Source organism: Parafrankia discariae, assembly GCF_000373365.1.
Classification (GTDB): Bacteria; Actinomycetota; Actinomycetes; order Frankiales; family Frankiaceae; genus Parafrankia; species Parafrankia discariae.
In genome coordinates, this window is the sequence record NZ_KB891230.1 from 261,680 (window position 1) to 274,625 (window position 12,946).

8 protein-coding genes are annotated in these 12,946 nt (G+C 73.0%); 4 read left to right on the top strand and 4 right to left on the bottom strand.

The features are described 5' to 3' along the window. Positions 1-99: 99 nt before the first annotated feature. Positions 100-2,826 carry a transglycosylase domain-containing protein gene (locus tag B056_RS37565; protein ID WP_018504072.1) on the bottom strand — a complete coding sequence of 909 codons (2,727 nt, stop codon included), beginning with the start codon at positions 2,824-2,826 and terminating at the stop codon, positions 100-102. Between the two features lie 1,368 nt (positions 2,827-4,194). Beyond that, positions 4,195-4,602 (bottom strand): DUF5318 family protein, encoded by a 408-nt coding sequence (locus tag B056_RS0122270; RefSeq protein ID WP_018504074.1) that lies wholly within the window; start codon positions 4,600-4,602, stop codon positions 4,195-4,197. Between the two features lie 388 nt (positions 4,603-4,990). On the opposite strand from B056_RS0122270, the gene B056_RS0122275 reads away from it, so the two are divergent. Then, complete coding sequence (locus tag B056_RS0122275; protein WP_018504075.1) at positions 4,991-5,671, top strand: PadR family transcriptional regulator; 681 nt, start codon at positions 4,991-4,993, stop codon at positions 5,669-5,671. Between the two features lie 204 nt (positions 5,672-5,875). Beyond that, positions 5,876-6,949 carry an inositol-3-phosphate synthase gene (locus tag B056_RS0122280; protein WP_018504076.1) on the top strand — a complete coding sequence of 358 codons (1,074 nt, stop codon included), beginning with the start codon at positions 5,876-5,878 and terminating at the stop codon, positions 6,947-6,949. 191 nt (positions 6,950-7,140) lie between these two features. Here B056_RS0122280 and B056_RS0122285 read toward each other — a convergent pair whose 3' ends face one another. Continuing rightward, positions 7,141-8,907 carry a substrate-binding and VWA domain-containing protein gene (locus B056_RS0122285; RefSeq protein WP_230203116.1) on the bottom strand — a complete coding sequence of 589 codons (1,767 nt, stop codon included), beginning with the start codon at positions 8,905-8,907 and terminating at the stop codon, positions 7,141-7,143. A 288-nt stretch (positions 8,908-9,195) separates the two neighbouring features. Here B056_RS0122285 and B056_RS0122290 point away from each other — a divergent pair, with 288 nt between their 5' ends. Continuing rightward, a complete protein-coding gene (locus B056_RS0122290; protein WP_018504078.1) occupies positions 9,196-10,614 on the top strand; it encodes an MFS transporter in 1,419 nt (472 codons plus the stop codon). A gap of 85 nt (positions 10,615-10,699) precedes the next feature. On the opposite strand, the gene B056_RS0122295 is transcribed toward B056_RS0122290, so the two are convergent. Then, positions 10,700-12,262, bottom strand: a complete 1,563-nt coding sequence (locus tag B056_RS0122295) for a CCA tRNA nucleotidyltransferase (protein WP_026240006.1) — start codon at positions 12,260-12,262, stop codon at positions 10,700-10,702. A gap of 207 nt (positions 12,263-12,469) precedes the next feature. Here B056_RS0122295 and B056_RS0122300 point away from each other — a divergent pair, with 207 nt between their 5' ends. Continuing rightward, positions 12,470-12,940: an NUDIX hydrolase gene (locus B056_RS0122300; RefSeq protein ID WP_195905939.1), complete on the top strand. Its 471-nt coding sequence runs from the start codon at positions 12,470-12,472 to the stop codon at positions 12,938-12,940. The last annotated feature ends 6 nt before the right edge of the window (positions 12,941-12,946 follow it).

Genomic DNA, 12,946 nt, shown 5'->3' on the forward strand with positions numbered 1-12,946 from the left:
GTGACGAGGCCCCCCGACGACACAGCGCCGCGGGTGCCAGGGGCACCCGCGGCGCTGTTCGCTCAGCCGTCGGCTCGCTCGGTTCCGGAGTCGGCTCGCTCAGTTCCGGAACGGATCGACCGTGATGCCGCCGCCCCCGCCGGGTTGCTGGGTCGCCCGGGGACGTCCCGGCGTCTGACCGGTCTGCCCGGTCTGCCCGGCGCCGTTCTGGCCACCGTTCTGGCCGTTGTTCTGGCCACCGTTCTGACCGTTGTTCTGGTGGTCACCGAAGATGTCCCAGTCGTCGGTCCCCGCGACCGGCGGCTGCGTGGGCAGGTCGGACGGGGTCGGCGCCGGCGCGGGGCTGCGCTGGGTGACGATCCCGCCGTAGGCGGGCGGGTCGAACGACTTCGGCGCGATGCCCTGCAGCGCCGCGTCCATGAACGCCTTCCAGATCTTCGCCGGGTAGGTGCCTCCGTACACACCCCGCTCGGCGCCGGGGATGCCCCGGAGCTGGTCGGCCACCTCGCCCTTGCCGCGGAACATGTTCACGCAGGAGGCGATCTCCGGTGTGTACCCGCAGAACCAGGCGGACCGGAAGTCGTCGGTGGTGCCCGTCTTCCCCGCCGCCGGCCGGTTGTTCGCCAGCCGGGCGCTCTTGCCGGTGCCGTGGTCGATCACGCTCTCCAGCGCGAAGGTCACGTCCTTCGCCACCGACGGCGGCACGACCGGCTCCTTGTCGACGACCGGCTTCGAGCCGACGCTCATCCCGTCCAGGATGACCCGGCCCGAGTTGTCCTCGACCTTGGCGACGATGTGCGGGGTGGCCCGGTAGCCGCCGCTGGCCAGCGTGCCGTAGACCTCGACCATGTCGAGCGCGGTCACGCCGTCCTTGCCGAGGCTGACGCCGGCGACGTTCTCGAGGTCGGCGTCGACCCCCATGTCGTGGGCGGTCTGAATGACGTTCGCGACGCCCACGTCGACACCCAGTGGCACGAACACGGTGTTGATCGACTCGGCGGTGGACTCCACGAGGTCGGGGTAGCCCAGGTCTCCGGGGTCGCTCTCGTCGTTGCTGACCGGGTAGTCCAGGACCTGCAGATGGGCGGGGGCCGGGTAGGTGGACTTAAGGCTGATGCCTTTTTTCAGGGCGGTCACCAGGGTGATGGGCTTGAACGTCGAACCGGGCGGAAGTTTTGCTCCGGAGACGTTGTCCACGTACTGTTCCTGGCCGTTCGTGCCCTTGCCGTAAAGGGAACCTCCGTACCAGGCGAGCACCTCACCGGTTCCCGGTTTTATCGCCACCAGCCCCGTGCGCAGGTCGGGTACGGCCGCATAGGCCTTCGAGATCTGGCTGGTCACCGCCGAGAAGGCCGCGGTCTGCCGGCCCAGGTCGAGGGTCGTGGTGATACGCAGTCCACCGCGGTTGATCTGGTCCTCGGTGATGCCGGCGGCGGTGAGTTCGCGTTTGACCTGGTCGCGGATGTACTTGACCTGATCGGAGGAACTACCGGAGCTGTCGGTCTTCTCCTGCACGGGCGGCGGCTTCTCGCTCGCCAGTGACGCCGGGGCCCAGCCCTTGGCGACCATCGTCGCGACGACGTCCTTCCAGCGGGACTCCGCCGGCCCCGGATTCTCCTTCGGGTCCAGGTAGTTCGGGGATCTGATGAGTCCCCCGATAACCGCGCCCTCCCCAGCCGTCAGCTGCGCCGCCGGTTTCCCGAAGTAGGTCTTCGCCGCCGCCTCGATGCCGTACGAACCACGCCCGAAGTAGATCGTGTTCAGGTAGAACTCGAGGATCTGGTCCTTCGAGTACTTGTGGTCGAGCTTGATGGCGAGCACGATCTCCCGCATCTTCCGGGTGAACGTGCGTTCCTGGGTGAGATAGGCGTTCTTCGCGTACTGCTGGGTGATGGTCGAACCGCCCTGGGCGATCTCGCCGCCGCTGAGGTTCACCCACAGCGCCCGCGCGATACCCCGTGGGGAGATACCCGGCTCGTTGTAGAAGTTCTCGTTCTCGGCGGCCAGCACCGCGTGCTGGACGTCCTTCGACACCTGCGAGAGCGGGACGTCCGTGCGGTTCACGGTGCCGATCCGGGTGAGTTCGGCGCCGGGCTTTCCGTCCGGGCCGGCCCACGAGATGATCGACGTCTGGTCGGTTTTCACCTCTTCGGGCAGTGGCACCCGGGTCGCCGCGTAGATCACCGCGATGCCCGCGACGAACAGCAGCGCCCCGGACGTCATCCCGATGAGCACCAGTCGGCGCAGCCACCGGGGCCGGTTCCGCCACCACCGCGGGCCACGCCTGCCCGCGTTCGGCCGGACGCGGCCCCGGGCGCCCGTCCGGCCACCGGTCGCGTGCGCGGCGGAGGTGTCCCCCGCGCCGGGCCGCCGGCCCCGCTCTCCCGGACGGGTCGGCCCGCCCGGCCGGCGACCGGGTCCGGTGCGGCCGGTGCCGGTACGGCCGCGGCCGTCCTCCAGCGCGTCCAGCCGGGTGCCGGCCGAGCGCGACGTGCCGCCGCCGGTGCGGTCGAGCAGGCCCGTGCGGTCCGCGTCACCGAACGAGTCGAGTCCGTCGCCGGGCGCGACCTTGTGGTAGACGGTCGCGTCGGCGGTGCGCTCGCGTACGTCGACGCGGCGCAGCGCGGCCTGGTCGACCGTGTCGTACAGGGCGTTCGTGCGGCCGGTGGGCTCCTCCGGCCCGGCCCCGCGCCCGCCGCCCGGGCGGTACGCCCGCAGCCGGGTGGTGGCGCCGGTCAGCCGGCCGTCCCGGCCGGTCGCCTCGGCGGCTCCGACTCCGGCCGCCGACCGGGCCGCGGCTCGATCAGCGGCCGCCCGACCCGCCACAGGACGGGACGCCCGCCCACCCGCCCGCCGCTGGGTCCGGGTGGCCGCCGGGTCGGCGTCCGGGGCCGCGGCCCGGCCACGGCCCTCCGGGCCGCCGGGCCGAGGCTCGCCGCGCCCGGGTTCGTGCTGGCCCGGGGCACCACGGCCGGGGCCGGCGGCACCCCGGCCGGAGTCGCCGCGAGCGAGCTCACCCCGGGCGTCGCCGCGTGGGAAGCCACCGCCGGCTGAATCACCGCGGGCGCCACCGCGGGTGGAGTCCCCACGGGTCGCCTCACCGCGGGCAGCGTCAATGCGCGCCGAGTCACCGCGGGCAGCGTCACCGCGGGTGGCGGGAAGGCGGTCGGATCCGGTGCGGCCCGGCTCCACGGGCCCGGCACCGGGACGGCCCGAGCCGCCACGATCAGAGACACCACGATCGGAGACACCGCGCTCGGAGCCGCCACGGCCTGGGGCCTCGCGCCCCGCGGCACCACGATCGGAGAGACCACGGTCCGGGACACCGCGGTCCGGGACACCGCGCTCGGGGGCGCCGCGGCCCGAACCGGCACGGTCGGAGACGCCGGTCGCCCGGCCGGCCCCGGTTCGCCCGGTGGCCGGGCCGCCCGCCGCGGACCGCCCCGTCTCGGCAGGCCCGGACCGGCCGGCGCCGCCCGGACCGGCGGTACCGCTCGTACCGCCGGAAGCACCAGAAGCACCAGAACCGCCGGAAGCACCTCGCGGGCCCGGCGGGCGCCCGGCGCCCCGGTCAGCCGCCCGGCGGCCGGACGTACCGGACGTACCGGAGCCGGTCGTGGCCGCGCGGCGGCGCGCGGCGGCGCCGCGGTCCGGGGTCCAACCACCGGCGTCCTGGTCGGGGGCGGTGCTCCCACCGGCCGCGCCACTGCCGGCGGGCGGCCCGCCGGGCGAACCCGCGCCGGCCGGCCGGCCGCCCGGGGCCGGCCTCCCGCCGCCCGGACCGGGCACGGCGGAACCGGGCGGAACCCGCCCGTCGCCGGCACGAGGTCCTATCGTCCGCGCGCCCTGGTCATAGGGAGTACTCACCAACTACCCCGTCCGTTGCCGTGAATCCCCCCGGTCACCGTGCCGATGCCATAGTCCGGCCAGTGCCCCCAGATTCCGGTACAGCGCGCCGAAGGCGGCCGCACCCACGTGGAAGCCCACATGGCAGACCAGAATCTCACGCCAGATCGGGGCCCCTGCGGCAGGGCACTGAAGTGGGGATGGCGCGCACTCTCGGCACACCGCGGCCCGGCCCTGTGCCAACAGGGCGCGGGCAGAAAGGCCGAGGAGGACTCGCCGCTCACACCGGGTATTCGGCCGGGTTACCCGTACCCCTCGCCGGACGCCGCCGGACCGCCCCGACCGGGCCTAGGTGTCGGCGGCGCGGCGGCGCGGCTGCTTCTTCGCCGGCGGCTCGCCGGTGCCGATCACATAGGACGTGATCAGATGGTTCCAGCCGCAGGGCGGGCACACCTCGACGACGTACACATTCAGCTCGCTGTACCGGGAGGCCAGCCCGGGAAGCTCCTTGGTGGCCCGGACCCGGCCGGAGCTCGGGCCGAGCTCGTCACCGTAGGTATAGGTGACGTTGATGAGCGGCTCAGCCCCGCGGCAGACCGGGCAGCGCTTCTTCGTGGGCTCTCCGTGGTACTTCGCCGCACGGAGCAGATAAGGGTGCGCGTCACACACGTCCGGCGCGGAGATCCGCCCCGCGAACAGGTCGCCCAGCGTCGCCCGGCGGGCGAGCGCGTAGTCGATGACCGACCGTGGACGCATGGCATCCACGGTACGCCGACGCCGCGGCCCGGGCAGACGGTACCGACAGAAGGTGACAGGCCGGCTGGGCCGTTCGTACTGGTGAAAGCCGGTCCGCCAGTGGGCGTTTCCCGGCCCCGGGCGCGTCCCGCGCCACCGCGCCGGCACGCCCGACACGCCCCCCGGCCGGCCGGCCGCGTGCTGTTGTCCGCGCCCGTCCGTCATCAGCCGGTCGCCGATCGGCCATCCCTAGTTGCGGTAGTAGTACCGGCGCGTCTATCCTCGATGTATCGCCTCGATATGTCGGGGCGACAGGACAAGGCGATACAGAACCAAGCGATACAGTCCGCCGACACACCCGGCCGTCGTGAGACGGCGGGCGCCGGCCCGGTGCGAGAGGAGAGCGCGCATGTTGGAGCTGGCGGTGCTCGCGCTCCTGTCGGAGAGCCCGATGCACGGCTACGAGCTGCGCAAGCGGCTCGCCGCCGTTCTCGGCTCGTTCCACCGCTTCAGCTACGGGTCGCTGTACCCGTGCCTGCGCCGCCTGCAGGCCTCGGGGTACGTGACGGCGGACGACGTCGGCGCGGCCACCCGGCTGGGTGGCCGCAGCCGGGTCGTCTACACCCTCACCGGCGAGGGCAAGGAAAAGCTCGCGGAGCTGCTGGGCGAAGGTGGGCCGTCCTCATGGGAGGACGAGATGTTCGGCGTCCGCTTCGCCTTCTTCGCCAAGACCGACGCGGCGGTGCGGCTGCGGATCCTCGAGGGGCGGCGCGGCCGGCTCGAGGAGCGTGGGGAGAAGGTGCGTTCGGCGCTGACCCGCACCACGAAGCGGCTCGACTCCTACACCCTCGAGCTGCAACGACACGGCCTCGAGTCGGTCGAGCGCGAGGTCCGGTGGCTCAGCGAGCTGATCGAGACCGAACGGGCACAGACGCCCGGCTCGGCCCGCGGGGCACAGGTGTTGTCCACATCATCCACAGAGTTGTCCACAGGTTCGTCCACAGCCGGGGCGGGGCGGGACGAGGCGGTGGGCGGCCCGGAGCACGATGACGAGGGCCCCGGCGGCGCCGGCCCATCCCCCGACAGCTAGCGGGCGGCCGGGCGGAACCGGCGGCGCGGCGGCGATCGGTCGCCCGGCGCCGGCGCCATCCGGTGTCTCAGCACCACGCGGCGTCAGTTCCACGCGGCGTCAGTTCCACGCGGCGTCGGCATCAGCCGGTGTCCCGGTCAGCACCGGCCTGTCCCGTCCGCCGGGAACGCCAGTATCCCCCATCAGCTAAGGAGCGCATCCGTCATGGGTTCGGTACGTGTCGCCATCGTGGGCGTGGGCAACTGCGCCGCATCTCTCGTCCAAGGGGTCGAGTACTACCGCGACGCCGATCCCTCGGCCCAGGTCCCAGGCCTGATGCACGTCACGGTCGGCGACTACCACGTCTCCGACCTGACCTTCGTCGCCGCGTTCGACGTGGACGCGAAGAAGGTGGGCCGTGACCTCTCCGAGGCCATCGTCGCCAGCGAGAACAACACCATCAAGATCGCGGACGTCCCGCCGCTGGGCGTGACCGTGGCCCGCGGGCACACCCTCGACGGTCTCGGCCGCTACTACCGCGAGACGATCGACGAGTCGGACGAGGCCCCGGTCGACGTCGTGGCCACGCTGCGCGAGACCCGCGCCGACGTGCTCGTCTGCTACCTGCCGGTCGGGTCCGAGGACGCCGCGAAGTTCTACGCCCAGTGCGCCATCGACGCGGGCGTCGGGTTCATCAACTGCCTGCCGGTCTTCATCGCCGGTGTCCCCGAGTGGGCCGAGAAGTTCCGCGCGGCGGGCGTGCCGATCGTCGGCGACGACATCAAGTCGCAGGTCGGCGCCACCATCACCCACCGGGTCATGGCGAAGCTGTTCGAGGACCGCGGCGTCGTCCTCGACCGCACGATGCAGCTCAACGTCGGCGGCAACATGGACTTCAAGAACATGCTCGAGCGGGACCGGCTGGAGTCGAAGAAGATCTCCAAGACCCAGGCCGTCACCTCCCAGGTCTCCCACGACCTGGGCAAGGACAACGTGCACATCGGCCCGTCCGACTACGTCGCCTGGCTCGACGACCGCAAGTGGGCCTACGTCCGGCTCGAGGGCCGCGCGTTCGGCGACGTCCCGCTGAACCTGGAGTACAAGCTCGAGGTCTGGGACTCCCCCAACAGCGCCGGCGTGGTCATCGACGCCGTCCGCTGCGCGAAGATCGCGCTGGACCGCGGCGTCGGCGGCCCGATCCTCTCCGCGTCGTCGTACTTCATGAAGTCGCCGCCGGAGCAGTACCGCGACAACGAGGCCCGCGACAAGGTCGAGGCGTTCATCCGCGGCGAGAACTGACCTCCGCGGTACCAGCGGTACCAGCAGCGCCAGAAGGCAGTACCAGAAGTACGACCACCAGAAGTACGAGCACCACCCGCTGTCCGTCAGGTGGGCCGGTCGTCCGGAGGGGGGACGACCGGCCCACCGGCGTGCGCGCCGGTGCGGGAACCGGCCCGCGCCCAGCCGGGAATCCAACGCTCAGCCGGGCGTCAACCGGGAACCTCGGTCAGCGCGTCGACGAGGACCTCGAAGATGTTGTTCGGGTCCAGCGCGGGATACGTCTCGGCGCCGGTCGCGGCCGAGATGCGCGACAGCGCGGCGAGATCCGTGTCGGCCCCGTAGCCGATCGTGATCACCTGGACGGGCCGTTGCGGCGAGTGCTCCCGGCGCAGGATCCGCACCAGCTCGTCGAGCTCGATGCTGCCCGGATCGGAGTTCTTTCCGTCGGTCACCAGCACCACCTGGTTCGGCCGGCCCGGCACGTAGTGCTGGTTCAGGTACCGGAACGCGGCGAGCGCGGTGTCGTAGAGGCCGGTGTCGCCGCGCGGCTCGATCCGGTCCAGCGCGTCCGCCACCGCCTGCGAACGGGTGCCGGCGCCCAGCCGCTCGCCCATCGGCCCGAGCGGCACGAGCTCCTCCCAGTCCTGGTCGCCGCGCAGCCGGGTGGAGAACTGCCACAGCCCGAGGTTGCTGTCGTCGGCGAACAGCGGGACGGCGGACCTCGCCGCGTCGAGCGCCACCGACAGCCGGCTGCGGCCCGCGCTGCCGGGCACCTCCTCGTTCATGGAGCCCGAGGTGTCCAGCACGGCGAGGGTGTTACCGCGCTGATGGACCCCGGCGAAGCTCCCCTGGAGCGCGGTCAGCACCGTCGCGTCCAGGGTCCGCTCGGGCGTCAGCCGTGGCCGGGGGGTGAGGCCCGTCCGGGCGGTGAACGAGTCGGCGATGCCGTTCGGGGGGCGCAGGCCGTTCCCGAGCAGGGCCTCCCGCCCCGGCCCGGAGGTCAGCGTCCGCAGGAAGTCCCGCGCCACCTCGGCCTTCACCGGGTCGGCCGACGCCCGGCTCAGCACGGTGTACCGGATCTCGGCGAGCTCGGTGCCGTCCCGCGGGTAGAAGGCGGCCAGCGCCGGCCCGGGGCCGTCCGGCAGCGCGGCACCGAGGCCCACCCGGTGGTTGTACTGGTAGACGAGGCTCTCCTGGAGCGGGAACGCGGCGAGCCTGGTCGCCGCGGGATCCTCCAGGTTCGCCGCGCGGACGGCGTTGAGCAGGTCGGTGTCGGAGGCGGCGACCAGCACCGACGAGCGCTCCAGATTCAGCAGGGCGCCCTTGGCCGCGAGGCCGTCGGTGAACATGTTCTCGGTGAGCCGGTCGACCGGGGTCTTCAGCGCGGCGGAGACGACCTCGGCCAGCGCGGTCATCCCGGCGGTCGAGGCCCGGGGGTCGGCCAGCCCGAGGGTGAAACCGCCCCAGGCCGGCCGGCCCCGTGATCCCCAGTAGTCCTCGTCGCCACCGAGGCCACGCAGGTCGGCCCAGGAGAGCTCGCGCCGCGGCCAGCCGAACGCCTCGGCCATCGGGCGGGGCATCGCGATGACGACCGGTGAGGTGGCGATCACGCTGCCGTTGTCGACCAGCAGCCGGTTCGCCGGCTCGGTGGTCCGCGCCAGCGTGAGCCAGTCCGCGGAGTCCGGCACCCAGACGTCCGGGATGGAACCGGCCGCCGGCTCGGTCCAGCCGCCTCTCATGTACGCGGCGACCTGGCCGCCGCCCTGCGTGTCCACCCGGACGGACACGCAGTACCCGGACACCGTCGGCCGCCCGCTGCCGTAGGCCGCGGCGGCCTCGCTCAGCGCCGGGGTCAGGCTGGGCGAGGCGGTCACCGCGAGGGTGACCGAGCGATCGCAGCGCACGGGGCCGGCACCCCCGCGCAGGACGAGCCATCCGCAGGTCGCGGCGCCGACCATGAGGGGTACGGCGGCCACCGCCGCGACCACTCGTAACGAGGGACCGGAACGGCGGTTCCGGTGACGGGCACCAGGCATCAGACCGGGACCTCCCGGGACAAACCGAGGTCTGGACCGCGACCGTAACCGAACGTGCCGAGGTCGGCGCCGGATGGGACAACCGAAGTCCCTGCATTGATTCGACGTCGGAATGCTGTCCCTGTGCCGTCGGGCCATAGCTATCGTCGGCTTCCGCTGTGCCGGCGGAGGGATCGGACGTGCCGCCCGGCGCCACGGGGCCGCCGGCGGCTCCGTAGGCTGGCCGTCGTGGCCTGGACCGGCAACCTGCGCGCACTGCTCGGCGGTCGCACGTTCCGGCAGCTCTACGCCTGCCGACTGACGTCACAGGCCGCCGACGGCGTGTTCCAGGCGAGCCTGGTCAGCTACGTGCTGTTCTCCCCGGAACGCGCGACGTCCGCCGGGGCGCTCGCCGCCTCCCTCGCCGTGGTCGTGCTGCCGTTCAGCGTCATCGGGCCGTTCGCCGGCATCGTGCTGGACCGGGTCTCCCGCCAGCGGGTACTCGTTGTCTCCTCTGTGGTCCGCACGCTGCTGATGATCGTGCTCGTCGGCCTGATCCTCGGCGGCCACACCGGCGCCGACTTCTACGCGACGGCGCTGGCCTCGGTGAGCGTGAACAGGTTCGTCCTGGCCGCGCTGTCCGCGGGCCTGCCGATGGTCGTCGACGTCGACCGGCTCGTGACGGCCAACGCGCTGTCGGTCACCTCCGGCACCATCGCCACCCTGGTCGGGGCCGGTGTCGGCAGCGGGCTGCGCGGGCTCACCGACGGCGACGACCGGGCCGTCGCGCTGGTGGCCGGCCTGGCGGCCCTCGCCTACGTCGTCGCCGCCGGCACCGCGGCCCGCCCCGCCCGCCTCACCTTCGGCCCGGTCGAGACGATGCCCTGGCAGGGCGCCTGGTCACAGGCCCACCGCGTCGTCGCCGACATGCTGGACGGCGTCCGCTACCTGTGGAACCACGGGCCCGCCCGGCGCGCGCTCGCCGCGCTGACGACGTCCCGCGCCGCCTACGGGCTGGTGCTCGTCATGACGGTGCTGCTGTACCGCAACCACTTCACCGGGGCCGGCGGGGGGCTGGCCGGGCTCGCGGCGGTGGTCGCGGCGAGCGGCGTGGGGACGATCCTCGCCGCCGTCGTCACCCCCCGGGTGACCCGGCGGATGCCGAAGGCCACCTGGATCGCGATCGTCCTCGGCGCCGGCGGAGTCGTCGAGGTGGTGCTGGGGCTGCCGTACCTCTCCCCGCTGTACATCGCCGCCGGGCTGCTCCTCGGCTTCTCCGCGCAGGCGAGCAAGATCTGCGTCGACACGATCGTGCAGGAGGAGACCCAGGACGCGTACCGCGGACGGGCCTTCTCCCTGTACGACCTGTTGTTCAACGTGGCCTTCGTGGCCGCGGCCGCGGTCGCCGCGGTGGTGGTCCCGGAGGACGGGCGGTCCTCGCCGACCATCATCGCCGCGGGCATCGGCTACAGCCTGGCGGGCCTTCTCTACTACCGGGCCGCCATGCGCCACCCGGAGGACCGGGTGATCCGCGGCATCGGCGACTCCCACACCGAGCCGCCCGTCTCCACCGAGCCCCCCGGCCCGGTCACGGGCCCAGAGCCGACCACCGGCCCGAGCCGATCCGCGGGCCCGGTCTCAGCCACCGGGTCCGGCCCGGCCCGCTGACGCCGAAGCGTGTTGCCTCAGCCGCGCCATCCGCCGGTGACACAACACGCTTCGGGACAAGCCCGGGGCGAGCCCCGGGCCGGCGTCAGGCGCCGGGGGCTGGGGGCCCGCCGGGGGTGGGGGGCTCGCCGGGGATGGGGATGTCGTTCTCCCGGGCCCAGCGGAGCAGCTCGGCCTCGGCGGCCTCGCGGCCGAGCAGACCACGCTCGAACCGGACGTCGAGCATGTACGCCCGGGCCTGCCCGACCAGCCGCGACGGCCGCAGGCCCAGCAGCGCCATGATGTCGTCGCCGGACAGCTCCGGCCGGATCGCCGCGATCTCCTCGCGGGCGGCGAGGTCGGTGATCCGCTCCTCCAGCGACCGGTAGGCGCGGGCCAGGTTCTCCGCCTTGCGCCGGTTGCGGGTCGTGCAGTCCGAGCGGACGAGCTTGTGCAGCCGGGAGAGCTGAGGCCCGGCGTCGTGGACGTAGCGGCGGACGGCGGCGTCCGTCCACTCGCCGGACCCGTACCCGTGGAAGCGCAGGTGCAGGTAGACCAGCGAGGAGATGGCGTCGACGACGTCCTTCGGGAACCTCAGGGCCACCAGGCGGCGGCGCGTCATGTCCCGCCCCACCACCTCGTGGTGGTGGAAGGACACCCCGCCACCGGCGATGTGCCGGCGGGTGCGCGGCTTGCCGATGTCGTGCAGCAGCGCGGCCCAGCGCAGGATCTCGTCGGGGCCGTCCTCCTCCAGCGCCATCGCCTGGCGCAGCACGGTCATCGTGTGCGTGTAGACGTCCTTGTGCTGGTGGTGCTCGTCGATCTCCATCCGCATGGCGCCCAGCTCGGGGAGCACCAGGTCGGCGACGCCGATCTCGACGAGCCGCTCCAGGCCGGCGACCGGGTCCCGGCTCGCGATCAGCTTGCGCAGCTCGTCGCGCACCCGCTCCGGGGAGACGATCGAGATGCGGCTGGCCCGGGAGCGCATGGCCGCGACCAGCTCGGGAACCGGGGTGAGGCCGAGGGCCGCCTCGAACCGGGCGGCCCGCATGATGCGCAGCGGGTCGTCGTCGAAGGACGCCTCCGGGGGGCCGGGGGTGCGCAGCACGCCGCGGGCCAGGTCGGCCATCCCGCCGAAGAGGTCGACGAAGTCGTGCCCGGGGACGGAGACCGCCATCGCGTTCACGGTGAAGTCGCGACGGACGAGATCCTCCCGCAGGCTGTCACCGTAAGTGACGGCCGGGTTGCGTGACGTCCGGTCGTACGACTCGCACCGGTAGGTCGTGACCTCGAAGCGCACCCCGCGGCGGGCCAGGCCGACGGTGCCGAACGCGATGCCGGCGTCCCAGGTCGCCTCGGCCCAGCCCCGGGTGATCTCCAGGACGCGCTCGGGGCGGGCGTCCGTGGTGAAGTCGAGGTCCGGCGGGCCTCCGATCGGGGCACCGGTCGCGCGCGGGCCGCCCGGGTCGCCCGGGTCCCTCGGGCCGCCCGGGTCCCTCGGATCGCTCGCGCGGCCGAGCAGGGCGTCGCGGACGGAGCCACCGACCAGATGGAGGGTGTGCCCGTGGTCGGCGAAGATCCGACCAAGCTCGTCGGCGGGCGCGGGCACCCGGAGCAGGTCACTCACCACCTGTTCCGCCGAGTCCCGGGGATTGTCAAGACTGATCACAGCCACCTGTTCAGATTACGGGCGAGCGGGCGGTTGCTGATGGCCGTGCCTGTTCGGCACGTGTCCGGCCCCCCTCGACACGGGACCATCGTCGTATGGTGCCCCGCACGACGGACGAAAGTGCCCACTCGGGCCCCTGCGGCGATTTTCCCGGACGAGCGGGACACACAACGGGGCTGTTTCGGCTGGTGCTCGTACGATCAGTCCATGCCCTCCCCGCCCAGGACGCCCGGCCGCAGGCCGTTGCGCAGGGTGGAGGAGACCTCGGCCGGGGGCCTCGTGCTCGACACCGCGTCGGCCGGCGCGAACGCGGCGCTGATCGCCCGCAGGGACAAGCGTGGCCGGTTGTTGTGGTCGCTGCCGAAGGGCCATGTCGAGCGCGACGAGACCACGGAGGAGGCCGCCGTCCGAGAGGTCGCCGAGGAGACCGGTGTGACCGGAGCGGTGCTGGGCCCGCTGGGCACGATCGACTTCTGGTTCGTCGCCGGCGAGGCGCGCGTGCACAAGACCGTCCACCACTTCCTCCTGCTCCGGACGTCGGGCGACCTGTCCGACGACGACGTCGAGGTCGCGGAGGTCGCGTGGGTCCCGCTGCCCGAGGTGGCCCGCCGGCTCGCGTACGCCGACGAACGACGGCTGCTCGACGGGGTGCCGACGATCCTCGCCGACGCCTCGTGACCGGCC